Origin of the sequence: Serratia symbiotica (Periphyllus acericola) (assembly GCF_964019515.1) — a bacterium.
Lineage (GTDB): Bacteria > Pseudomonadota > Gammaproteobacteria > Enterobacterales > Enterobacteriaceae > Serratia > Serratia symbiotica_D.
In genome coordinates, this window is sequence record NZ_OZ026452.1 from 1,672,638 (window position 1) to 1,696,287 (window position 23,650).

The 23,650-nt window shown below is 54.7% G+C and carries 17 protein-coding genes, 1 tRNA gene and 3 pseudogenes; 4 read left to right on the plus strand and 17 right to left on the minus strand.

Annotated elements, in window-relative coordinates; genetic code table 11:
• Nucleotides 1-57: 57 nt before the first annotated feature.
• The 8 genes and pseudogenes from AACL06_RS09125 to serB all read right to left on the minus strand — a co-directional run bounded on the left by AACL06_RS09125 (nucleotide 58) and on the right by serB (nucleotide 11,396).
• Nucleotides 58-1,476 carry an FAD-dependent oxidoreductase gene (locus AACL06_RS09125; RefSeq protein WP_339036923.1) on the minus strand — a complete coding sequence of 473 codons (1,419 nt, stop codon included), beginning with the start codon at nucleotides 1,474-1,476 and terminating at the stop codon, nucleotides 58-60.
• 14 nt (nucleotides 1,477-1,490) lie between these two features.
• The gene (gene gltB, locus AACL06_RS09130; RefSeq protein WP_339036925.1) at nucleotides 1,491-5,951 is read right to left on the minus strand and encodes a glutamate synthase large subunit; all 4,461 of its coding nucleotides are present in this window, start codon (nucleotides 5,949-5,951) and stop codon (nucleotides 1,491-1,493) included.
• A 243-nt stretch (nucleotides 5,952-6,194) separates the two neighbouring features.
• Nucleotides 6,195-6,326, minus strand: coding sequence for a hypothetical protein (locus AACL06_RS09135; protein WP_339036927.1), 132 nt, complete (start codon nucleotides 6,324-6,326; stop codon nucleotides 6,195-6,197).
• Nucleotides 6,310-7,230, minus strand: a pseudogene (locus AACL06_RS09140) (IS5 family transposase). Before AACL06_RS09140 ends, AACL06_RS09135 begins: the two are co-directional and overlap by 17 nt.
• Nucleotides 7,163-7,321 (minus strand): hypothetical protein, encoded by a 159-nt coding sequence (locus tag AACL06_RS09145; protein WP_339036929.1) that lies wholly within the window; start codon nucleotides 7,319-7,321, stop codon nucleotides 7,163-7,165. The pseudogene AACL06_RS09140 and the gene AACL06_RS09145 overlap by 68 nt, the downstream one beginning before the upstream one ends.
• Before the next feature lie 197 nt (nucleotides 7,322-7,518).
• Nucleotides 7,519-8,769 carry a multifunctional transcriptional regulator/nicotinamide-nucleotide adenylyltransferase/ribosylnicotinamide kinase NadR gene (gene nadR, locus AACL06_RS09150; protein ID WP_339036930.1) on the minus strand — a complete coding sequence of 417 codons (1,251 nt, stop codon included), beginning with the start codon at nucleotides 8,767-8,769 and terminating at the stop codon, nucleotides 7,519-7,521.
• A gap of 243 nt (nucleotides 8,770-9,012) precedes the next feature.
• Complete coding sequence (gene radA, locus AACL06_RS09155; protein WP_339036932.1) at nucleotides 9,013-10,398, minus strand: DNA repair protein RadA; 1,386 nt, start codon at nucleotides 10,396-10,398, stop codon at nucleotides 9,013-9,015.
• A gap of 20 nt (nucleotides 10,399-10,418) precedes the next feature.
• Nucleotides 10,419-11,396, minus strand: a complete 978-nt coding sequence (gene serB, locus AACL06_RS09160) for a phosphoserine phosphatase (protein WP_339036934.1) — start codon at nucleotides 11,394-11,396, stop codon at nucleotides 10,419-10,421.
• Nucleotides 11,397-11,536: 140 nt separating this feature from the next.
• Here serB and AACL06_RS09165 point away from each other — a divergent pair, with 140 nt between their 5' ends.
• Together AACL06_RS09165 and AACL06_RS09170 are read left to right on the plus strand one after the other, a co-directional pair.
• Nucleotides 11,537-12,199 (plus strand): YtjB family periplasmic protein, encoded by a 663-nt coding sequence (locus AACL06_RS09165; RefSeq protein WP_339036935.1) that lies wholly within the window; start codon nucleotides 11,537-11,539, stop codon nucleotides 12,197-12,199.
• A 19-nt stretch (nucleotides 12,200-12,218) separates the two neighbouring features.
• Nucleotides 12,219-12,452: a hypothetical protein gene (locus AACL06_RS09170; protein WP_339036936.1), complete on the plus strand. Its 234-nt coding sequence runs from the start codon at nucleotides 12,219-12,221 to the stop codon at nucleotides 12,450-12,452.
• Nucleotides 12,453-12,718: 266 nt separating this feature from the next.
• Here the strand turns inward: AACL06_RS09170 and AACL06_RS09175 are convergent, their stop codons facing one another.
• From AACL06_RS09175 to AACL06_RS09215, 9 genes and pseudogenes are all read right to left on the minus strand, one after another.
• Nucleotides 12,719-12,895, minus strand: a complete 177-nt coding sequence (locus AACL06_RS09175) for a hypothetical protein (RefSeq protein ID WP_339036938.1) — start codon at nucleotides 12,893-12,895, stop codon at nucleotides 12,719-12,721.
• Nucleotides 12,896-13,055: 160 nt separating this feature from the next.
• Entirely contained in the window at nucleotides 13,056-13,787 is a 732-nt protein-coding gene (gene deoD / locus AACL06_RS09180) for a purine-nucleoside phosphorylase (RefSeq protein ID WP_339036941.1), read from the minus strand.
• 118 nt (nucleotides 13,788-13,905) lie between these two features.
• Nucleotides 13,906-15,129 (minus strand): phosphopentomutase, encoded by a 1,224-nt coding sequence (gene deoB, locus AACL06_RS09185; RefSeq protein ID WP_339036944.1) that lies wholly within the window; start codon nucleotides 15,127-15,129, stop codon nucleotides 13,906-13,908.
• A gap of 68 nt (nucleotides 15,130-15,197) precedes the next feature.
• Nucleotides 15,198-16,495, minus strand: a pseudogene (gene deoA / locus AACL06_RS09190) (thymidine phosphorylase).
• A 64-nt stretch (nucleotides 16,496-16,559) separates the two neighbouring features.
• Nucleotides 16,560-17,339, minus strand: coding sequence for a deoxyribose-phosphate aldolase (gene deoC / locus AACL06_RS09195; protein WP_339036946.1), 780 nt, complete (start codon nucleotides 17,337-17,339; stop codon nucleotides 16,560-16,562).
• Between the two features lie 698 nt (nucleotides 17,340-18,037).
• On the minus strand, nucleotides 18,038-18,820 hold the full coding sequence (locus tag AACL06_RS09200) for a TatD family hydrolase (protein ID WP_339036948.1): 783 nt from the start codon (nucleotides 18,818-18,820) through the stop codon (nucleotides 18,038-18,040).
• A 582-nt stretch (nucleotides 18,821-19,402) separates the two neighbouring features.
• A complete protein-coding gene (prfC, locus tag AACL06_RS09205) occupies nucleotides 19,403-20,992 on the minus strand; it encodes a peptide chain release factor 3 (RefSeq protein ID WP_339036951.1) in 1,590 nt (529 codons plus the stop codon).
• A 178-nt stretch (nucleotides 20,993-21,170) separates the two neighbouring features.
• Nucleotides 21,171-21,597, minus strand: a pseudogene (gene rimI / locus AACL06_RS09210) (ribosomal protein S18-alanine N-acetyltransferase).
• Nucleotides 21,542-21,979, minus strand: a complete 438-nt coding sequence (locus tag AACL06_RS09215) for a DNA polymerase III subunit psi (RefSeq protein ID WP_339036953.1) — start codon at nucleotides 21,977-21,979, stop codon at nucleotides 21,542-21,544. The pseudogene rimI and the gene AACL06_RS09215 overlap by 56 nt, the downstream one beginning before the upstream one ends.
• A gap of 146 nt (nucleotides 21,980-22,125) precedes the next feature.
• Here AACL06_RS09215 and rsmC point away from each other — a divergent pair, with 146 nt between their 5' ends.
• Nucleotides 22,126-23,172 (plus strand): 16S rRNA (guanine(1207)-N(2))-methyltransferase RsmC, encoded by a 1,047-nt coding sequence (gene rsmC, locus AACL06_RS09220; protein ID WP_339036955.1) that lies wholly within the window; start codon nucleotides 22,126-22,128, stop codon nucleotides 23,170-23,172.
• A 193-nt stretch (nucleotides 23,173-23,365) separates the two neighbouring features.
• Nucleotides 23,366-23,449: transfer RNA gene (locus AACL06_RS09225), tRNA-Leu, on the plus strand.
• The last annotated feature ends 201 nt before the right edge of the window (nucleotides 23,450-23,650 follow it).

The window sequence follows — 23,650 nt, forward strand, 5'->3', positions numbered from 1 at the left end:
AGCCATGGAGAAACAAAAGGCTCGGCATGCCGAGCCTTTAAGCAAGGGATAGTGGGATTATACGTCCAGATAGTTGATAATGCCCTCGGCCGCTTTGCGTCCTTCGGCAATCGCCGTTACTACCAAATCTGAACCGCGCACCGCGTCGCCACCGGCGAAAATTTTTGCGTTGCTGGTTTGGAAGGCGTGGAGAGTGTTTTCCGCCACCAGAATGCGACCTTGCTTGTCAAACTGCACATCGTGCGCCGACAGCCAATCCATCTGGTGCGGACGGAAACCGAATGCCATCACCACCGCATCGGCGTCGATTATGTGTTCGGAGCCTGGTACCTGTTCCGCCATCTGGCGGCCATGAGCTTCTGGTGCGCCCAGTCGGGTATACACCATTTTCACCCCGGCAACGCGTCCGGCGCTGTTGAGTTCAATGCTTAGTGGCTGCACGTTGAATTTGAATTCTCCCCCTTCATCGCGGGCATTTTTCACTTCGCGATTGGAGCCCGGCATGTTGGCCTCGTTGCGGCGGTAGGCACATGTGACCTGTGTAGCACCTTGACGGATTGCGGTGCGCACGCAGTCCATTGCGGTGTCGCCGCCGCCCAGCACCACTACGCGTTTGCCTGCCATGCTGAAATACGGCTGGTGTGGTTCGGTGTTATAGCCCATCAGTTGCTTGGTGTTGGAGATCAGGAACGGCAGCGCGTCGTACACGCCTGGCGCTGTTTCATTTTCCAGCCCACCGCGCATCGACTGATAAGTGCCAACGCCCAGAAACACCGCATCAAACTCGTTGAGTAGTGTTTCCATGCTGACGTCCTTACCCACCTCGGTATTCAGTTGGAACTCGATGCCCATCTCGCTGAAGATGCCATGACGCTTTATCATCACTGCTTTTTCCAACTTGAAGGCCGGGATACCGAAAGTCAGCAGGCCGCCGATCTCTGGATGACGATCATATACCACCGCTTTGATACCGTTGCGGGTCAGCACATCGGCGCAGGCAAGACCTGCGGGACCGGCACCGATGATCGCCACACGTTTGTAGTTCGGCTGTATGTGGGACATATCCGGTTTCCAGCCCATTTCGAGCGCTTTATCGCTTATATAGCGCTCAATGTTGCCGATGGTGACTGCGCCAAACTCGTCGTTCAGGGTGCAGGCCACTTCACACAGGCGATCCTGCGGGCAGACACGGCCACACACTTCTGGCAGGCTGTTGGTCTGATGCGCCAGATCTGCCGCCTCCATGATGCGACCTTCGTATGCCAGCTTTAGCCAGTTTGGAATATAATTGTGAACCGGGCATTTCCATTCGCAATAAGGGTTACCGCAGGACAGACAGCGATCCGCCTGAGCTTTTGCTTGGGTGACTGAAAAAGGTTCGTAAATCTCTATAAATTCAATTTTGCGGATCTTTAGCGGTTTCTTTGGTGGATCAACACGCTGTAAGTCGATAAATTGATAAATATTCTGACTCATTAATACCTACCTCATTACTGCGCCTGAACCCGCAGTTCGGCTGTGGAACGACTACGGTGATCTAACAATGCTTTGACATCACTGGACTTCGGCTTAACTAGAGCGAACTTCGGCCGCCATTCCGGCCAGTTGGTCAAGATCTGTTCCGCACGGGAAGAACCGGTTGCCTGCACATGCTCGGTGATCAGGCCGCGTAGGTGCTCATGGAGAATAGCCAGTGGGTCGACGTCGAGCACTTCCACCAGTTCTGGATTGACGCGCTGACGAAACTCGCCGTCTTCATCCAGAACATATGCAAAACCACTGGTCATACCTGCGCCAAAGTTGATGCCGGTGTTGCCCAGCACGCAGACGATGCCACCGGTCATGTATTCACAGCCATTATCGCCGATGCCTTCCACCACAGTAATGGCACCGGAGTTGCGTACTGCGAAACGTTCGCCTGCGCGGCCTGCAGCAAACAATTTACCGCCAGTGGCACCATACAGACAGGTGTTGCCGATAATGCTGGCCTCATGGCTGCGGAACGAGGAGCCGAACGGTGGGCGTACCGCGATGCTGCCGCCAGCCATGCCTTTGCCAACGTAGTCGTTGGCATCGCCGGTTAGTGTCAGCTCAACGCCGACGGCATTCCATACTCCGAAGCTCTGGCCAGCGGTACCAGAGAAATACACTTTGATCGGAGCAGTCGCCATACCCTGATCGCCATGTAGGGTGGCGATGGCACCGGACAGCGTGGCCCCCACGGAGCGGTCAGTGTTGCAGATATCAAAGTAGAATGTTTTACTGCGTTTTTCGTCGAGATACGGCTTTGCCTGCGCCAGCAATGCTTTATTTAGCAGACCTTTGTCAAATGGCGGGTTGCTTCCCTCGGTACAGTACAGCGCCTTGCCTGGGTGCGGGGTGACGGTTTTTAGCAATGGTGATAAATCCAGTTTGTTCTGCTTGGCAGAGATGCCGTCTATTTCGGTTAGGAACTCACTGCGACCAATCAAATCAACCAACTGGCTGACGCCGAGCTGTGCCATGATCTCACGGGTTTCCCGCGCGATAAACTGGAAGTAATTGGCTACGCGTACTGGCAGGCCGTGGTAGTGATCGCGGCGCAATCTATCATCTTGGGTCGCCACACCGGTCGCGCAGTTGTTCAGATGGCAGATGCGCAAATATTTACAGCCCAGCGCTACCATCGGGCCGGTGCCAAAGCCGAAGCTTTCTGCGCCGAGGATCGCCGCTTTGACGATGTCCACGCCGGTTTTCAAACCGCCGTCTACCTGTAGGCGGATTTTGTGCCGTAGGCCGTTGGCCACCAGCGCCTGCTGGGTTTCCACCAAGCCCAGTTCCAACGGACAACCAGCATATTTTACCGAGGACAGCGGGCTGGCACCGGTGCCACCATCGTAACCGGCGATTGTGATCAGGTCGGCATAGGCTTTCGCCACGCCGGTGGCGATGGTGCCAACGCCCGGTGCGGAAACTAGTTTCACCGAGATCACCGCCTGCGGGTTCACCTGTTTGAGGTCGAAGATCAACTGAGCCAGGTCTTCGATTGAATAGATATCGTGATGCGGCGGTGGGGAAATTAGGGTTACGCCCGGTACCGAATAACGTAGTTTGGCGATATAGGGAGTAACTTTATCTCCTGGCAGTTGGCCGCCTTCACCTGGTTTGGCACCTTGCGCCACCTTAATTTGGATCACATCGGCGTTGATCAGGTAAGTTGGCGTCACGCCAAAGCGCCCGGAAGCCACCTGCTTGATGCGCGAAACTTTGTCAGTGCCGTATCGCGCTGGGTCTTCGCCACCTTCGCCAGAGTTGGAGAAGCCGCCAAGCCCGTTCATGGCGATCGCCAGTGACTCGTGCGCTTCAGGGCTAAGGGCACCGATCGACATCGCTGCGGTGTCGAAGCGTTTAAACAGCAACTCTGCCGGTTCCACCTGATCGACCGGGATAGCTTCACCCTGCGGCGTGATGGTCAGCAGATCGCGCAGCATGGCGACCGGGCGTTGGTTCACCAGCGTGGCGTAAGCCTGATAATCGCTGTATTTGCCGCTATGCACCGCATTTTGCAGCATGCTCACCACATCAGGATTATAGGCATGGTACTCACCGCCATGCACGAACTTCAGCAGCCCGCCTTGTTCCAGCGGAATGCGTTTTAGCCAAGCGCGTTTAGATAGTTTCTGCAAATCTTGTTGGAAGTCGCTAAAGCTGGCCCCCCCGATACGGCTGACCACGCCTTGGAAGCACAGGTTAGTCAGATCGCGGTGTAGACCAACGGCTTCAAACAGCTTGGAGCAGCGATAAGAGGCGATGGTCGAGATGCCCATTTTGGACATGATCTTGTACAAGCCTTTGTGAATGCCGTTGCTATAGTTCAGTATCACCTCGCGATACTGTTTGTCGATCGCCTGGTTGTCTACCAGCTTGGCTAAGGTTTCATAGGCCAGATACGGGTAGATAGCGGTGGCACCGAAGCCGAGCAGCACCGCGAAGTGGTGTGGATCGCGGGCGCTGGCGGTTTCAACGATTATGTTGGCATCGCAACGCAGGCTTTTTTCCACCAAACGGGTCTGGATGGCACCGACCGCCATCGGCGCGGGTACTGGCAGGCGCTGGGGAGCGATGGCGCGGTCGGATAACACCAACAGCACTGTGCCATCGCGCACTTTACATTCCGCTTCGTTGCACAGTGCGCGGAGGGTCTGCTCCAGATCCTGTTCAGCCGGATCGAAGGTGAGATCGAGGGTGTCGGCACGGTAATATTCGCCTTCCAGTGTGGTGAGCTGTTGGAAATCGTCGTAAAGCAGAATCGGCGATTTGAAACTCAGGCGGTGCGCCTGGCCTTCGGCTTCACAGAACACGTTCATTTCGCGGCCGATGCAGGTCGCCAGCGACATGACGTGAGCTTCACGCAACGGATCGATCGGCGGGTTGGTGACCTGCGCGAACTGCTGGCGGAAATAATCATAGATGATGCGCGGGCGGCTTGAGAGCACTGCAAACGGGGTATCATCACCCATCGAACCTGTGGCTTCTTGGCCGTTCTCGCCCAGCACGCGGATCACTTGATCCAGCTCTTCACGGCTGTAGCCGAACTGCTTCTGGTAGGCTTCGAGCTGCACGTCGTCAAGTTCGCGGCTACCGATCTGATCGTCCGGCAAGTTTTCGAACGGCATCAGGTACCTAACGTTTTTCTCCATCCACGCTTTATATGGGTGGCGGTTTTTCAGATCTTCATCGGTCTCGGCGGAGTGCAAGATGCGGCCACAGCGGGTATCGATCACCATCAGTTCACCTGGGCCGACGCGGCCTTTCTCCACGACCTCATCTGGCTGGTAATCCCAGATGCCGACTTCAGAGGCGCAGGTGATCAGCTTGTCTTTGGTGATCACATAGCGTGCTGGGCGCAGGCCGTTGCGGTCAAGGTTGCAGGCGGCATAGCGGCCATCGGACATCACGATACCAGCCGGGCCATCCCACGGCTCCATGTGCATTGAATTAAAATCGAAAAAAGCACGCAGTTCGCTGTCCATGTCTGGGTTGTTCTGCCAGGCTGGCGGCACCAGCAAACGCATGGCACGGATCAGATCCATGCCGCCCGCAAGCAACAGCTCCAGCATGTTGTCTAGCGAACTAGAGTCGGAGCCGGTTTCGTTGATGAAAGGCGCTGCAGCGTGCAAATCCGGGATCAGCGGTGTCTGGAATTTATAGGTGCGCGCGCGCGCCCATTGGCGGTTGCCAGTAATGGTGTTGATCTCGCCGTTATGTGCCAGATAGCGGAACGGCTGCGCCAGCGGCCAGCGCGGTACAGTGTTGGTAGAAAAACGCTGGTGGAATAGGCAGATGGCTGATTCCAGCCGCAGATCCGCCAAATCAAGATAGAAACGCGGAAGATCTTTAGGCATGCACAGCCCTTTATAGATCATCACCAACTTGGAGAAACTACAAACGTAGAAGTTTTTGTCCTGGATGCGCTTTTCAATGCGGCGGCGCGCCATAAACAGGCGGCGCTCTACATCGCGCGAACGCCAGCCCGCTGGTGCATTGACAAAAATTTGTTCAATGCGTGGCAGAGAAGCGCGCGCGATCTCACCCAGCACGTCCGGGTTGGTCGGCACTTGACGCCAGCCGACGATCGACAGTGTTTCCTTTTGCAGTTCTTCTTCCACGATGTGGCGGCTAGTGCAAGCTTTCTCTTCATTTTGGCTAAGGAACATCATGCCAACGGCATAGTTTTTGGCTAAATGCCAGCCGCACTCTCGCGCCACCATGCGGAATAAACGATCAGGCTTTTGCAACAATAGGCCGCAACCATCGCCCGTCTTACCGTCAGACAGGACTGCGCCACGGTGCTGCATACGAGCAAGCGCATGAATGGCGGTACGTACCACTTTGTGGCTAGGGTCGCCTTCTATATGGGCGATCAGGCCGAAACCACAGTTATCCCTTTCTTGGGATTCATCGTACAACATATTGAGTGAACCTCCCCAGGTTCTGTATGACTCCCACAACCTGCTACGAGGGGGCTTATCAACTTCAGGCAGAAATCCAATCAGCAAGTTAACCCGCCAATCGGTTTTTCGCCCTCCGTTAATGGCTGCTCGTGACGGTTTTGACAAGTGGTGTATGACTTGTTTTTAAGAGAGTGTCTTAAGTGATTGCATAAACATAACGAGACGTCTGCTCGTCCAGAAAGCGTCCAGTGGACGTCTAACTTAGCGACAAAGAATACGCAGGTCAAATATAGGAGCAAGATAGAACTTTATTGCGTTTGTAGGCTTTGTTGAATAAATCGGATTTGGAATAAATAGTCCCGTGAATGGGCAGCTTTCAGGCAAGGCGTACACTTTCTGGCATACCGGTGAGCGGCATTTTGTTTAATGCACAGATCATGGCCAGCGCCTCTGCAACTTGCCCATCATAATCTCGCAGCGACAGGTGACCACCAAATAGCTGTTTTACTCTGTACCTCGCTGTTGCCGCTATCGAACGTCGGTGGTAGCCTGTGATACTTTTCTACCGTGTGTTGTCTCCGGTAACGCGCCGGTTCGCCACCGCTTGATTTCGCTCTGCATAGTCTGCCGACCAATACCGGGCTCCGCTGCTGGGCGGTATTAACGCCTTGAGCTTCTTGCCCCTTAACTCATCATCACACACTCGCGTATCCTAAGCCCGATCCGCCGAGGCGACTTTGATTTTACGGTACCTCTGGCGGATGAGACCTGGGAAGGCTGCGGTATCGGTGACATTGCTTAAGGAAAGGTCAGTACAGATGACCTCATGTGTTTCTGTATCTACGGCCAAATGCAGTTTTCGCCAGATCCGCCGTTTTTCCTGACCGTGTTTTTTGCCATCCACTCCGCTTCACCCAACACGTTGAGCCCGCTAGAGTTCGATAACGAGGTGCGCAATTTCACCCGGCGTTGGGGTTTTAAACGGGACATGGCCGGACTTTGCCCGCTTACTGATGCAGGTGTCGTCCGGGTAGTTCAACGGCACTTTGATCAGTGTGACAATGGAGTCGACAAAGCCCTGGAGGGCGCGAAGTGTCAGGCCGAAAATCCGTTTCAGCATCAATACGCTGGTGATTGCCATTACGCTGGTCATTGCCATATCGGAATAATGTGGTGTGCGACCACGCAGAGAAAGTTTTGCCTCGCAGTACCAGGCGTGAAGTGCCGTTTCATCCACCGAGAAAGTGAGTGAACCCCGAGTGATAAGGGCGTTGTTGTAAGCCTTCCAGTTGCTGATGTTGAACTTTTGCTGGGCCACGGAATGTCGCTATTTTGACAGAAGGAGAGTGATCTGATCCTCGTCCCGGCCAAATGTTCGATTTATTCAAAAACGCCCCGGTATGCCGAAAGTCTACGCGTTGCCTGAAATATGCCCATTCACGGGACTCTTTATTCCAAATCCGATTTATTCAACAAAGCCACGAAAAGATTAACCTGGTTCAGTGCGCGGGAACGTTAATTCAACCCTGTGCCAAAGAGCCAAGCGGATCGCCGTTTCTGCCACTGTGATAGCACCTAGGATGTCTCAACCAATGATAGGTTGATGTTCCGGCATCGCTAGCAGTTGTTTGACCAGGTCAACACAGCGCAGGAAACGTGTGTCGTAATCACTGGACTCAACATGCACATAGTCGATGTTATTAGCGCACAGCATAGTTTCCAACAGGTGCTGGAACGCCCTGCGCTCGGCCGGATCGCCGAGGCTGCGCAAACCGTCCGCAACCCAGGGGGTGTTGTTTTCCAGCAGGATCACCAGGTCAAAGCGGTACTCGTCGATCAGAGCCTGCACGAACGGGTGCTCGCGCCCTTCATACTTTTTACAGAACGCCTGGGTGGTGACAAAGTCGGTGTCGATAAACGCGACCTTATTGGCGTACTTCACCGCAAAATCAACGTATTGCGCCTGGCCGAGGGCTATCTTGTCATAGTCGGAATACTGTAACGCCATTTCGTCACCACCGAGGTGCGAGAACACATAGTCGCGGCCATATTCCCAGGCGCTGGTGGTGTTGAAAATGTTCGCCAGTTTATTTACCAGGGTCGATTTGCCGCTCGATTCACCGCCGAGGATCGCCACGGTGCGCACAAAGAACGGTTTGACTTCGGTTGGGATGTAATCCCAGTAACGGAAGGGATCTTGGCGGATTCGGCTACCGCTGATGTTCATAAATGAACGCTCAGGATCGATAAGAATGGTTTCAGTACCCAAATACTTGCGGTAACACGGGGCATCCTGTAATTCGCTAGAGAAGATAAAGCTCGGCACTATGCCCTTCTCAGCAATAAAGGCTTTTATGGCGTTGCTCCACAGATCCCAACCGTGAGGATAAGGCTCAATCCCCTGTTCACCGAATGAGTGAATATGGATGTTTTTCTGATATTTGAAGGTCTGCAATAACCAGCGCAAGCGATCACTAACTGTGGGCTGCTGCGACATTGAGCTGTTTTCAAACAGTACGCGATCGCGCGGTTCGTCGTGGCACAGCATAACGTGCAATTCATCCACTTGGCTGCAAGCACGTTGGATCAGGTAAATATGGCCTGTGTGTAGCGGGTAAAATTTACCAAACACTACGCCAGTTTTTTTTTCCCGCCGTAGGTATGCCAACCCAAGAAAGCGATGCAGCGCTTGCAGTTTTTGGGCGCTTGGGCTTTTGATTTTACCGTTCAACAGTTGGCTAAGATAACCTTTGGTCATGCCGCTAGCATCGGCCACTTGATGCAGAGTACAGCCTTTCTGTTTAATGGCAGCCTTTAGGTAATCAAACTGCGGCATATGCCCCCCTGTTTATGCCCGCCATACTTCAGGTTGCATGGACGTTGGCTTTCTTCGCTCCCCCCAGTGACTTAACGATGTCAGCGCCTTGGGATTGATGAACTTCATCCCTGAGATTTAGCCTGCGGCACAGCGTAGGCGCGGTTCAAATCGGTTCCAGACCAATTTGTCACTGCGTTGCCACCTGGCTGTAATCCGAATCATTTCGGGTTAGTAGTATGCTAAAAATAGCACATTCCACAGTTAATAAAATGCATCCAACACCTCCAGCGCCTCTGCCAATTTCTTCACGCCGAACACCTGCATATTGGTCGGCGGTTTCTTAGGCACATTGGCGTGCGGTACGATAGCGCGTTTAAAGCCGTGTTTGGCCGCTTCGGAAATACGCTCCTGGCCGCTCGGCACCGGGCGGATCTCCCCCGCCAAGCCCACTTCGCCAAACACCACCAGATCCTTTGGCAATGGCAGATCGCGCAAGCTAGACACTAGCGATATTAGCAGTGCCAGATCAGCGCTGGTCTCAGTGACCTTCACACCACCGACCACGTTGACGAATACGTCCTGATCGGACATTTGTAGCCCACCGTGACGATGCAGCACCGCCAGCAGGATCGCCAGCCGGTTCTGCTCTAGCCCAACCGCTACCCGGCGCGGGTTGGACATCATGGAGTGATCCACCAGCGCTTGGATCTCCACCAGTAGTGGCCGGGTGCCTTCCCAAACGACCATCACCGAGCTGCCGGAGGTCACCGCTTCGCCGCGACTGAGGAAAATGGCCGAGGGGTTGCTAACTTCACGCAGACCCTGTTCTGTCATAGCGAAGACACCTAGCTCATTGACCGCTCCAAAGCGGTTCTTATGGCTGCGCAAAGTACGGAAGCGGGAATCGGCATCGCCATCCAGCAACACCGAGCAGTCGATGCAGTGCTCCAGTACCTTCGGCCCAGCTAGCGAGCCGTCCTTAGTGACGTGGCCGACCATCACGATAGCTACGCCAAGCGTTTTGGCAAAGCGTGTCAGATAGGCGGCAGTTTCACGTAATTGCGCCACGCTCCCAGGCGAAGACTTAATGTCTGCCATGTGCATAACTTGGATCGAGTCGATCACCATTAGCTTCAGCTGTTCCTGCTCAGCGACCAGGCAGATCTGCTCGATGCTGGTTTCCGATAGCATATTCAAGCCACGAGTCGGCAGCCCTAGACGGTGGGCGCGCATCGCTACCTGCTGTAGCGACTCTTCGCCAGTAACGTACAGGGTTTTCATCTGTTCGGACAGTTTGCACAGCACTTGCAACAGTAAGGTACTTTTACCAGCACCGGGGTTGCCACCGATCAAAATGGCACTGCCAGGTACCACGCCACCGCCCAGTACCCGATCAAACTCAAGAAAGCCCGTGGTGAAACACGGTAACGCTTCTAGGCTGATGTCAGACAGTTTCTGTAATTTGCTCATGCCAGCGTTGCCAGCATAGCCGCTTAGGCGTTCGTTGCGGGAGGAGGAAGGCAGCGCCGCAAAACGCACTTCAGTAATGCCGTTCCAGGCGTGACAGGCGCTGCACTGCCCCTGCCAACGCGGGTAATCAGCACCGCACTCATTACATACAAACGCCAGTTTTGCTGTTTTTGCCACGTATTACCTCACTCGCCTGTTTAGCGCACTGGGTGTTTCAGGCTGCCGCTCAATACGCAAAGCACGCCGATCAGATCAGCATGGCGAATCGATACCTGCGCTTGTTGATACACGTAGGGTTTGGCATGGTAGGCGATACCCAGCCCCGCTACCTGCATCATCAGCACATCGTTGGCACCATCGCCGATGGCCACAGTTTGCGCTGGCGCAATACCCAGCTTTTCAGCCAGCCGTACCAGCGTATCAGCCTTGAACTGCGCATCCACCACTGGCCCTAGCACTTCACCGGTCAGTTTGCCATCGCGCATCTCTAGCTCATTGGCCACCACCGCGACCAGTTTCAACCGGTCACGCAGGTATTCGGCGTAATAGGTGAAGCCACCTGAGGCGATCGCCACATGCCAGCCCATAGCGTGCAACTGACCCACCAGGTAGGTCAACCCAGGCATCAGGGGCAGTTTGTCACACACTTGCTTGAGGATGCTGGCATCAGCACCCTTCAGCATAGCGACGCGCTGATGCAGGCTGGCGGTAAAATCCAGTTCGCCGCGCATCGCATGTTCGGTGACTTCCGCCACCTGCACCCCTACACCCGCCAGCTTGGCTATCTCATCGATGGACTCGATCTCGATCGCTGTCGAGTCCATATCCATCACCAATAAACCCGGCGTGCGCAAGTGCGGGATCTCGCCCAACGGTGCCACGTCCAGCCCGTTCTCCGCCGCCAATAGCATGGCCCCCGCTGTCAGGGTTCCGGCCAAGCGCACTACCTGATAATCCCCTACGTCCCAGGCAGTGACGATCACCATCGCTACCCCCAGCTTGCGCTGGAACTGAGCGATGCGCGTTTTATCCAATGCTTTGCCGTACAATAACCACCCGGTATGATCTGCCCGATAGTCCAGCGGCATCACTTCATTACCGCTCAAGGAAAGGGGAAGACCCGGCCATTGAGCGATCTCCGCCGGAAGATCGCAATAGGTCAGACTGTTCGACATCTTTAACTCCTGGTTCGACATCTTTAACTCCTGAATTAAGGGGGCGCACCCAGTGGCTGGATGAGAAAACGACGCATCAAGCTATCCTATCGCCATCGGTTCTGGCAACATAAAGCATCCAAGACGCGTAAGGAATCTGCATGGCTCGCAATAAATTGAAATTTCGCCTGCACCGTACCACTATTATCCTGATTTGCTTGGCTTTACTGGTGATGTTGATGCAAGGTACCTCCTATTTTAGCCTAAGCCATCAATTGGCACGTTCCGAGCAGGTGGAAGAATTGGCACAAACGCTGACCAGGCAGGTGGCATACAGCCTGGCACCACTGCTGGACAACGACATCGATAATCAGCGTATCGACGCTACCCTGAAACAGCTTACCGATCATAGTCGCATTCTGGACGCAAGCGTCTATCAACTGGACGGCACCTTGGTTTCCCTCGCCGGTGAACAAATAAGCCTACGCGATCGCCTGTCGCTCGACGGCAAACGCGCGGGCAGCTATTTCAACCATCAGTTAGTTGAGTCGATCAACGGCAAAGACGGCCCGATCGGCTTTATCCGCATCACCCTCGATACCCATGTGCTGGCGACGGAATCCAAGCAGGTGGACAACACCACCAACTTGCTGCGTCAGATGATCCTGCTGGCGCTGGCGATTGGTATTATTCTGGCGCGCACCCTGCTGCAACACCAACGCAGCCACTGGCAGCAGCAGTCGCCATACCTGCTAACCGCCAATACACCGTTGGAGGAAGACGATGAACCGTCGCAGCCGCAGGGAGAAGCGAAGAAGCGCTGAGTCAGGCCAGGCGCGCAATGTGAGGGTTGAGTTTCTGCAACTGAGCCAACATCTGTGCGGCAATGGTGAGAAGGTGCGAAATTCATCGCTGATCTGCGGGCACAGCACTGTGCGCCGCCAAAATTCAAGCGCCAGTAATTCCGCCTGCCGCCAAATAGTGCCGCTAACCTCATGGCTTAACCTGATTGCTACCGCTTCCCGGCGCATATTACCGCTGCCGCTCGGCGCAAACGCCATCGGCAACATGTCGTAAAACGGGGCCATCGCCACAGAGCGCTGTGCCGGGCGCGGAATAACAAATTCCCCTGATGCATATCACTATTGGCTATCAACTTGCCGAACGCCCAGGATAGTGCCATCCTCTGGCAAGTATGACGTTCTATTACACCCTGCTGTAACAGCCTCTGCGCCGCCATCACCCAATTTGCGCTGCCACTGACGCTGAATTCGGTATCCGGCGTTTCCAACGATACCATGGCAACCCGGCCGTTCGACGCGATACAACGGAAATTGCCTCTATCAAGCCACCCAGTGCCGCAACGCATAACGCGTCGCCTTGCCTTTATAGAGCGTCAGCACCACTCCCGCCAATGTGCAGATACTGCGCGACAGCGTCGGCTGGCTGATGCAAAGTGCGGCGATAAGCTGGTGTGACGTGGCGTGGCCGCTACGCAAAACCTGTTCGACGTTGTTCATCGGTAAATAGGACGTTGTGCATCGGTAAATAGATCGGTGAATAGATTGATAACTGAAGTAATAGCGCTAATTAGCCGAAAGGTAAAGCATTAATCGGGAATGACCAGGTAGAATGAATAGATTTATCTGCGGGCACAGCTTTGCTGCGCCCTTTGGATAATCAGGCTTGGTCGCCCAGCAGTACCGATTCCAGCGCAATAACGATCATCTCGTTAAAGGTGATTTGACGCTCGGCTGCGGTAGTCGCTTCATGACGCAGAATGTGGTCGGACACCGTGCAGAGGGTCAGCGCCTTACAGCCGAACTCTTCGTGTAATTCCGCTGCCACGCTGTAAATACCGGCCGCTTCCATTTCTACCCCCAGAATGCCGTATTTCTTCATCACCTGGAACATGTCCGGGTCCGGGGTGTAGAACAGGTCGGTGGAGAAGATATTGCCCACGCGCGCCGCCATGCCCTGCGCTGATGCCGCGTCTACAGCATGGCGCACCATGTCGAAGTCAGCAATCGCCGCATAGTCATTATCTTTGAAGCGCAGACGGTTGACCTTGGAGTCGGTGCAAGCCCCCATACCAATCACCACATCGCGCAGCTTGATATCGTCGCGCACCGCGCCGCAAGAACCTACGCGGATAATCTTTTTCACGCCGAATTCGGCGATCAATTCACGTGCATAGATAGAGCAAGACGGGATGCCCATACCATGGCCCATTACCGAGATGCGGCAACCTTTGTAGGTGCCGGTGAAACCCAGCATGCCACGCACGTTATTCACTTCTACCGCGTCTTCCATGAAGGTTTCAGCGATGTATTTTGCGCGTAGCGGATCGCCCGGCATCAATACTACGTCAGCGAAATCCCCCATTTCGGCATTAATGTGCGGCGTAGCCATAATTTTCTTCCCCCAATGATTTAAATAAAAACGTTAAGCATATAAGTCCTTGGATTTCGAGTTGCAGCTAGGCGGCAAGCGTGCGCAGCCAACAACGCTGCAACTTGAAAGACCAGGCTTAGAACATGGATTTACCGTAATCCATCGGCGACACGCCAAAGTAGCTGGCCACAGTTTGGCCGATGTCGGCGAAGGTTTCACGGTGTCCCAGCGAACCTGGTTTCACTTTCAGGCCATAGATCAGAACCGGAATGTGTTCACGGGTGTGGTCAGTGCCGCTCCAGGTCGGGTCGCAGCCGTGGTCAGCGGTAAAGATAATGATATCGTCACCGTTTACCCGCTTGAGTAGCTCCGGTAAGCGGCGGTCGAACAGTTCCAGCGCGGCGGCATAACCCGCCACATCACGGCGGTGACCATAAGAGGAGTCAAAGTCAACGAAGTTGGTAAACACGATGGTGTTGTCGCCAGCCTTGTCTATTTCTCTCAAGGTCGCATCGAACAATGCGTCAATGCCGGTGGCCTTCACTTGCTTAGTTATGCCAATGTTGGCGTAGATGTCGGCAATTTTACCGATCGACACCACTTCACCACCCTTCTCGTGCACCAACTTTTTTAGCACCGTAGGGGCTGGCGGTTCGACAGCCAGATCGTGACGGTTGCCGGTACGCTGGAACTCGCCAGGTTTGTCACCCACGAAAGGACGCGCGATCACGCGTCCAATATTGTAACCGCCTGCAGTCAGTGCTTCACGGGCAATTGCGCACAGCGTATACAGGCGATCCAGGCCGAAAATTTCTTCATGGCAAGCGATCTGGAATACCGAGTCTGCGGAGGTGTAGAAAATCGGCTTGCCGGTTTTCATGTGCTCTGCACCCAATTGATCGAGGATCACCGTGCCGGACGAGTGACAATTGCCCAGGTAACCCGGCAAGTTGGCGCGCTCAACCAGTGTGTCGAGCAGTTCCTGCGGGAAGCTGTGGTGTAGATCGTTGAAATAGCCCCAGTCAAACAGTACCGGCACGCCAGCGATTTCCCAGTGGCCTGATGGGGTGTCCTTACCGGAAGAAAGCTCACTGGCGTAAGCGTAGGCACCAATGATGTCCGCATTGCTGTCCAGCCCCTGCGGGAATTTACCGGTAGAGGCTTGTGCCGCCTTACCCAAGCCCAGACAGCTCAAGTTAGGCAGTGTCAGTGGCCCCTGGCGGCCAATGTTGGCTTCGCCGCGCGCGCAGACTTCAGCGATGTGGCCCAGGGTGTCAGCCCCCTGATCGCCAAAACGCTCGGCATCGACGCTAGCACCGATGCCGAATGAGTCCAACACCATAATAAATATACGTTTCATTAGTACTTTCCTGTGTTTCTCTCGCTTTGGATGGCAGCGAAGAACCGCTGCCACTGCTGATCCGTTGACTATGCCGTGATGCGCTGATACACCATCGGAGTTGTTTGCGGTGCGGTGTCACTCAGCGTTATGGCACTGCGCAGTGCATCGGCCGCTTGCTGCCAGCTTTGTTGGTCATTGGCGTGGATCACCGCCAGCGGCTGTTGGGTATCGACTTGGTCACCCAGGCACGCTATCGCGGTCAAGCCAACGCTGTAATCGATGTTGTCAGTAGTGCATCGACGGCCACCGCCCGGCGATACGACCACTATGCCCAACGTTCGGGTATCCATGGCGCTGATGATGCAGGGCTTATCGGCATAGACTGGCTTGCTGAAGGCCACTACTAGCAAATAGCTATCGTAGCGCTCAATGAAGTCGGCCGGGCCTTGTTGTGCTGCAACCATGCGGCCAAACACCTCCGCTGCCTTGCCGTTGTCCAATACCGCCCACAGTTTGGCTTGCGCATCGGCATCATCTTTCGCCAAGCCACCAGACAGCGAGCACTCCACACACAGTGCCAGGTTGACTGCCAGTAGGCGCGGGTTGCGGTATTCACCGGTCAGGAAGCGCACCTCTTCACGCACTTCTACCGCGTTGCCAGCACTTGAGGCCAGCACCTGATTTATATCAGTCAGTAGCGCAGTGGTCTTGCACCCAGCACCATTGGCCACATTGACGATCGCCTGTGCCAAATCCAGCGATAGCGTATAAGTCGGCATACAGGCCCCGGACCCCACTTTCACGTCCATGACCAGTGCATCCAGACCTTCTGCCAGCTTCTTCGCCAAAATCGAGGCGGGGCGATCATCGGGATTGACTCAATCGCGGGTGGCGTAGAAGCGCTGATCCGCCGGTGCCAGCGAACGGCTCTGGCCGAAAATCGCTACGCCAACATCCTGAATAATCTTGCGAAAGGTGTTCTCGTCTGGAAAGATATTAAATCCCGGAATAGCTTACAACTTGTCCAGTGTGCCACCAGTATGCCCCAAGCCACAGCCAGCGATCATCGGCACGTAGCCCCCGCAGGCCGCCACTATCTGGCCAAGACATCACCCATGCAACCGGTCGAGTGTTTATCGACGATCGGGCTATTTAACGATATGCTTTTCCAGTCTAGCACTGTGCCAAAATCACGCATCGCCATGGTAAGCGCGACGCGCTCTGCCATAGTCATATCTTGGAAGTCAATGGCCATCGCCAGCGCTGCGATTTGACCTTCGGAAACCACGTTATCGCGGATACCGTTGATGAAAAAACGGGTCTCTTCTTCGCTCAATAGCTGGCAGTTGCGTTTCTTACGAATTATTTCTTGTGCCAGGAGCAGGGGTTCCCCCTGCTGTATGACCTAATGATGTCGGGTAAAGGCTGCCTCCACACCAACGGAACCATCAGTAACCGCTAGCGGATGCCTGAACGTTATAGTCCTGCGCAGCCAGCAGGCTGGTTAGCAGGCTGGAAGCACCGAAGCGGAAATGGCGCACATCGGCCCAGCCTTCGCCCAGAAGACGATCGGCAAGGTGCAGATAGTGCAGCGCGTCCTCTGCGGTGCGCACACCGCCGGCCGGTTTGAAGCCTACCGTCTGCGCCACACCCATATCGCGGATCACCGACATCATCAACTCAGCACTTTCCAACGTGGCGTTAACCGATACCTTGCCAGTGGAGGTCTTAATAAAGTCAGCACCCGCGTTGATGGCGATTTCTGACGCTTTGCGGATCAGAGAGGCCTGCTTCAGTTCACCGCTTTCGATGATCACTTTCAGAAGTACGTTAGCGGCTTGGCAAACCTGTTTGCACTGTTTGACCAGCTCAAAACCCACCTGCTCGTTACCGGCGATCAGCGCGCGATATGGGAACACTACATCCACCTCATCCGCACCATAGGCGATGGCGGCGCGGGTTTCTGCCAACGCGATGTCGATATCGTCATTACCCTGCGGGAAGTTAGCCACGGTCGCAATGCGGATATCTAGCGTTCCCCGCTCTCGCAGAGCCTTACGCGCTACCGGGATAAGACGCGGGTAGATGCAGATGGCTGCCGTAGGGCCAGCCGGGCTATTGGCCTGACGACACAGCGCGATCACTTTCTCCTCGGTGTCGTCATCATTCAGCATGGTTAAATCCATTAAATTCAGCGCACGTTGCGCTGCGGCGGTTAGTTTGGTCATAAAACTCTCCAACTGAAAACCTGAGTATTGGCGAGCGGACTTGGCTCCATGAAGATAGCGCTGAGGTACGGGTTACCACAGCAGCAACGGATATCCTTCTCACCGCACGTAGCCACCCGCATCTCGGCTGGCTAATCTGTATAAGAACCTATCCTGGTAGGCTATTTTATTTGCCATTTTGGCCCTTGGCAGTGCTCACCCTCCTCAACGGACTCCCTGTTCGCGCCAGTTGTGGCGCGCTGTCATCGTACGAACTGGCTGAAACAATGTATGCCCACGGGGATAGGATCTTAGTCATAGTAAGTTGAGCAATGCACACTCTTCGTCTCGTCACACTAGATGAAATATCACTGTAACAGGCCGGGATTATATTTGAATAACATCACAAAATAACGCGATATCTTTCACAGATTCGCTAAACACACAGATGCAGATAACCGTTGGGGTGCCGCCTGGTTTATGACACCCTAAGCCTCTAACGAGGGTGGCCCACTTTATGAGGTTTTACTGGCGAGATCGGTGGCTGTACAGCAGTACCAGGAGGTAATAAGCACCGTCATACCGACCAGGCTCATCACGTTATATCGGGCGCGATTATCCTGAACGAAACCTCATTTCCCCCGATTTATGTCACAAATGCCGACACTGGGCGTCAAATGAAAATGCTATAGCGTGACCTTCATCATAATCCGCTAGGTTTAAACAGAAAGAGCGAACAGCGCTTGCACATTGCGCTGCAAATGATCGGCTATCTCATCGGCTGGCTCTGGCCGCAGGCTGCACAGCACCTGAAACAATTCGGCAATGCGCTCTGGGCGGTTCGGCTGCCCTTGATAACCGGCCAGCGGCATATCAGGGGCGTCGGTTTCCAACAGCAGCGAGCTTAACGGCAGTTTTGCCATCACACTGCGGGTTTTTTGCGCCCGTGGGTAGCTGATGGTACCGCCCACGCCGATATAATAACCAAGACGCACGAAAGCCTGTGCCTGCGACAAACTCCCCGCGAAACCATGCACTACGCCGCAAAGCGGTAACGCCAGAGGGCGCAGCACCGCCGCCAGTTGATCGTGGGTGCGGCGGGAATGCAGGATCACCGGTAGCCTATGCTGCTTCGCCAATGTTAACTGGGCATGTAACAAGCGCTGCTGGCGCTCAAATTGCGGGTTTTTCATCATCAGATCGAGGCCGATTTCCCCAACTGCCACCAGTTTGGGCGGTTGGCTGGCCAAAAATGCTGCCAGTTGCTCCAAGTGCGGCTCATGATGCTGGGCGATGTACAGCGGGTGTAAGCCCAGCGCGGCGAACAGTGGTGGATAGTCATGCGCCAATTTCAACACCCGTACAAAGCGGTCGGCGGTCACCGCTGGCACGATAATCTTCCGCACCCCGACCCGTTCTGCCAGCGCCAAGCTTTCTACCTCATGCCCGCTGCACGGCGGGAAGTCGAAATGACAATGGGTATCGGTGAAATTATCGCGCATAGCGCCCCTCGCGTTTTTCCTGCTCTGAGGCCACAACACCACGAAAAACCACTTAGCTACTCGAACAGGGCCGTTTCTTTTTTGGCAATACATGCCAGGCCACCGCGAGCTGACCAGGAATTCAGTGTGATGTGGGGTATGAGGTGCCACATTAGGGTTTATACCCGTCCTATTTCAAGTTGCCTATGCGTGAGCTTTCCTCACTCAACCCAGTCACTTACTGATGTAAGCGCCCGGGGATAAATGAACCTCATCCCTGAGGTTCAGCCTGCAGCCCAGCGCAAGCGCGGTTCAAATCGGTTCCTGACCGATTTGTCGCTGCGTTGCTGCCTTCATGCAACTCGAATTATGTAGGGTATAGAACCTATCCCATTAGGCTGTTAACCATTCTATCGTTCTTCACGCTTTTTACACTGCCGGTCACTTTGGCGGTGTTTACTGCGCGTTCAGACGGTGTCAGGGAGTCTTACTTCACCGGGGAGTTGTACCACATCGCTAGCGGTTTCCACTGTCACGTAGCATGACTGCACCCAGCCATCAGTTCCCCTAAAAACAGGGTGTGGTGAGGCCCCCGTTGTTCTGTCAGTGTTCACGCGTTTTACGGAACACCACCTCGGGATAACGTTCCTGCGTCAGGTTGAAGTTAACTAGGGTCGGCGCGATATAGGATAGGTTATCCCCACCATCCAGCGCCAGGTTAAGCTCGTTTTTGCGCTTGAACTCTTCGAACTTTTTCACATCATTGCACTCAACCCAGCGGGCTGTTGACACGTTGACCGACTCATACAGCGCTTCCACGTTGTATTCACTTTTCAGGCGCGCGACGACTACGTCAAACTGTAGCACGCCCACTGCACCGACGATCAGGTCGCTATTGGCGATCGGGCGGAATACCTGCACTGCCCCTTCTTCGGAGAGCTGTACCAGCCCTTTCAGCAACTGTTTCTGCTTAAGCGGATTGCGCAAGCGAATGCGGCGGAACAGCTCCGGCGCAAAGTTTGGGATGCCGGTGAACTTTATATCCTCTCCCTGGGTGAAGGTATCGCCGATCTGAATAGTGCCGTGGTTGTGCAGGCCAATGATGTCACCGGCATAGGCTTCTTCCACCTGCAAACGGTCACCAGCCATAAATGTCATCGCATCGGAAATCACCACGTCTTTGCCAGTGCGCACCTGGCGCAGCTTCATGCCTTTTTCGTAACGACCAGACACCACGCGCATAAAGGCTACGCGGTCACGGTGTTTTGGATCCATATTGGCCTGGATCTTAAACACAAAGCCGGTGAATTTTTCTTCCTCCGCCACGACTTCACGGGTGTCGGTTCTGCGCGGCATCGGTGCAGGTGCCCACGCCACCAGGCCATCCAACATATGATCCACACCAAAGTTGCCCAAGGCGGTGCCAAAGAACGCCGGTGTCAGTGCGCCGCTGAGGAATGCTTGTTGATCGAACGTATGGGATGCGCCCTGCACCAACTCCAGCTCTTCACGTAGCTGCGCCGCCAGATCTTCTCCCACCAGCGCATCCAGCTCCGGGTTGCCCAAGCCTTTGACGAGGCGCACTTCCTGAATAGTGTGGCCTTTACCGGTCTGATACAGGTAGGTCTCATCCTTGTACAGATGATAAACCCCTTTAAATAGCTTGCCACAGCCGATAGGCCATGTGATGGGTGCGCAGGCGATGTTTAGCTCACGCTCCACTTCATCCATCACTTCCATCGGATCGCGGATGTCACGATCCAGCTTATTCATAAAAGTCAGGATTGGCGTATCGCGCAGGCGGGTGACTTCCATCAGCTTGCGGGTACGATCCTCAACGCCCTTGGCGGCGTCGATCACCATCAGGCAGCAGTCAACGGCGGTCAGGGTGCGGTAGGTATCTTCGGAGAAATCTTCATGCCCCGGTGTATCCAGCAGGTTGACCAGGTTGTCGCGATATGGAAACTGCATTACCGAGGTGGTGATCGAGATTCCACGTTGCTTTTCCATTTCCATCCAATCGGATTTGGCGTGTTGGCTTGAACCACGACCTTTTACTGTGCCAGCAGTTTGGATCGCCTGCCCGAACAGCAGCACCTTTTCGGTAATGGTGGTTTTACCGGCATCGGGATGCGAGATGATGGCGAAAGTTTTTCTTTTCGAGACTTCGTGGGCAAATTCACTAGGAGGCATGTTTTTCTGGTTCTACGGTTAGTCCCGCCCTTCAACATCATCAGAACGCGCCGTAGCAGCGTCAAGCAAAGCGGTAAAAGCGGTAAATGATAAAGACAATAGCCGGACATTTTCACTGATTTTTCAACCGCTGACAATCAATGGTTTTCCCGGCGAGCAAGATGCCGCCGTGCGCTGGCTAAGCCAGCGGCAGCGCCATGACAATCGCGTCCTGGCGGCCATTGGCGCTGGGAAGTCACTTGGTTAAAACCGAGATCGTCGTACAGCGCGATTGCCGCCGCGTTGGAGGCACGCACTTCCAACCACAGCGTGACCACGCCACGGCGTGTCAGTTGTTCGATCAGCACATGCAGTAAGCGGCGGCCAAAGCCACAACGCTGCCACTGTGGGTGGATAGTAATGTTGAACAATGTGTCCTCATCCAGCACGATCTAAGTAATGGCGAAGCCCGCCATCTGCCCATCGGTGCTTAATTTTAAGTTAAGGTAGCGTTCGCCTTGGTTACTGGCAAGGGTGGCTTCCGTCCAAGGGAAAGCGTGGCTGGCCTGCTCAATGTTGTAGGCCGTAGTCAGATCGGCTGCTGTCAGGGTAGAAATACTGTTCATGATGACAAATCTGATGCCAGAGGGCGCGTTTAGCCCGGGGATCTTGAGAAAGTTCGGCCAGCGCCGGGCTGTATAGCTGTGCACCGACCACTGCAAGTGGCTCCTCCATACCCATCCGCCAACTATTGCACTCGGTATCTTCAGGCAACATCGCCATTTGATACGGCGTCAGGCCGTAGGTTTGCGCTGGCGTCAACCCCAGGCTGCGCAGCACGTCACAAAACAGCAGGTCGTGAGGGTCGGGCAACGCCTGCGCCACAATCAGCAAACGTACCTCAGGCGACAAGCTTACCGCCACTTCACCCTGCAACACGCCTGGGCGGCGTAATGCCCACTGCGTGATACCCAGTTGTTGTAACAGCCAGTCGCGTTTTGATGCCATGCCGATCCCTACCCGTTATGGTGCGCCATGCCTGCCATGCGCCGCGCTATGCTAGCAAACCCGCGCACCCCGCGCCAATAAACCCGTCGAAAATAGCGTCACAAAGCTCTATAATCCCCTGTCTAATTGCTAGGAGCCAAAACTTGATGTCTGCATTAACCCCCGCCAGTGAAGTCATGCTGCGCCACAGTGATGAGTTTATCAAACGCCGCGTTTTACTCGCCGGTGATATACAAGATACCCTACCGGCTCTATTCTCGGCCACAGAGGTGCGCGTCCATACCCAGCAATACCATCACTGGCAATTACTTAACCGGGCGATGGGTGATAACGCTCAGTTCGGCCTGACCCTAGACGCGGCATTTGTTGTCGAGTGCGATACGCTGATCTACTACTGGCCAAAGAGCAAGCAGGAAGCGCAGTTCCAACTGTGCAACATTCTGGCGCTGCTACCCGTAGGCGCGGATGTTTTCGTGGTCGGTGAAAACCGTAGCGGGGTGCGCAGCGCCGAGCAGGCCGTGGCAGGCCACGCCACGCTGATGAAGATCGACAGCGCCCGCCGCTGTGGCCTATATCATGGCCGCCTGGATGTGCAGACCACATTCGATCTGACCGACTGGTGGCAAAGCTACCCACTGCACGATTTGGCAGTGAAAACCCTACCGGGCGTGTTCAGCCGCGATGGGTTGGACACCGGCAGTGCTCTGCTGCTATCAACGCTGGAAAACTCTATGCAGGGTAAGGTGCTGGATGTCGGCTGCGGCCCTGGCGTGGTAGCAGCGGTGCTGGCTAAACTGTCACCAAAGGTCAAGCTGACCCTGAGTGATGTGAGTGCCGCTTCGCTGGACTCCAGCCGCGCAACGCTGGCTGCCAACGACATTAAAGGCGAGGTGATCGCCAGCAATGTCTATTCCAACATTACCGGCCGTTTCGACATGATCATTTCCAATCCACCATTCCATGATGGTCTATCAAACAGCCTAACCGCAGCGGAAACCCTGATCCGTGGGGCGCTGAAACACTTGCCGATCGGTGGTCGTTTGCGCATCGTGGCAAACGCCTTCCTGCCGTACCCGGGCATGCTGGATGCTACTTTCGGTAGCCATGAAGTGCTGGCACAGAATGGCCGCTTCAAAGTGTATCAGGCGACAGTCGGGCTTCCGCCACGCGATCCGAAGAAGAAAAAGAAATAACGCTTTCAGTCGTATGCATGCAGGGCGTAGTTCCAGCAGGTGTGCTGTCTGCGCAGGCATTCCCCTGTTGCCATGGAGCAGCGTGCTAATTTCCTGGTTGCTTTTACAGCAAGTATCCACAAGCAAGGAAAATAACTATTGAAGTACCTGCCAAAATCTCTAGAATTCGCCCCCGTGGTAATGTTTCTGGTAGGTGAAGGTGGCAGAATCGGTAGACGCGCTAGCTTCAGGTGTTAGTATCCTTACGGACGTGAGGGTTAGAGTCCCTCTCATCGCACCGTGCGAGCGAGGTAATATAAATCGATGGGGGCCTCTGTTCAACATCTCATTTCTGGAGGCGAACACTCAGTTCTAAGGGATTTAGCGTAAGACTTACCCCTGCCCAGCGTGTGAAAGCATTTGTCAGAAGCCAGAAGAACTATGCAAACAATATGCTGGCAATCTGCGAAATATCATGCAGCCTAGGCATTCACTTTAT

What these genes read in the sequence shown, in the direction of transcription:
- AACL06_RS09125 (WP_339036923.1), bottom strand. Translation starts at nt 1,476, where the DNA reads ATGAGTCAGAATATTTATCAATTTATCGACTTACAGCGTGTTGATCCA.
- gltB (WP_339036925.1), bottom strand. Translation starts at nt 5,951, where the DNA reads ATGTTGTACGATGAATCCCAAGAAAGGGATAACTGTGGTTTCGGCCTG.
- nadR (WP_339036930.1), bottom strand. Translation starts at nt 8,769, where the DNA reads ATGCCGCAGTTTGATTACCTAAAGGCTGCCATTAAACAGAAAGGCTGT.
- serB (WP_339036934.1), bottom strand. Translation starts at nt 11,396, where the DNA reads ATGTCGAACAGTCTGACCTATTGCGATCTTCCGGCGGAGATCGCTCAA.
- AACL06_RS09165 (WP_339036935.1), top strand. Translation starts at nt 11,537, where the DNA reads ATGGCTCGCAATAAATTGAAATTTCGCCTGCACCGTACCACTATTATC.
- AACL06_RS09175 (WP_339036938.1), bottom strand. Translation starts at nt 12,895, where the DNA reads ATGAACAACGTCGAACAGGTTTTGCGTAGCGGCCACGCCACGTCACAC.
- deoD (WP_339036941.1), bottom strand. Translation starts at nt 13,787, where the DNA reads ATGGCTACGCCGCACATTAATGCCGAAATGGGGGATTTCGCTGACGTA.
- deoB (WP_339036944.1), bottom strand. Translation starts at nt 15,129, where the DNA reads ATGAAACGTATATTTATTATGGTGTTGGACTCATTCGGCATCGGTGCT.
- deoC (WP_339036946.1), bottom strand. Translation starts at nt 17,339, where the DNA reads ATGACCAAACTAACCGCCGCAGCGCAACGTGCGCTGAATTTAATGGAT.
- AACL06_RS09200 (WP_339036948.1), bottom strand. Translation starts at nt 18,820, where the DNA reads ATGCGCGATAATTTCACCGATACCCATTGTCATTTCGACTTCCCGCCG.
- prfC (WP_339036951.1), bottom strand. Translation starts at nt 20,992, where the DNA reads ATGCCTCCTAGTGAATTTGCCCACGAAGTCTCGAAAAGAAAAACTTTC.
- AACL06_RS09215 (WP_339036953.1), bottom strand. Translation starts at nt 21,979, where the DNA reads ATGGCATCAAAACGCGACTGGCTGTTACAACAACTGGGTATCACGCAG.
- rsmC (WP_339036955.1), top strand. Translation starts at nt 22,126, where the DNA reads ATGTCTGCATTAACCCCCGCCAGTGAAGTCATGCTGCGCCACAGTGAT.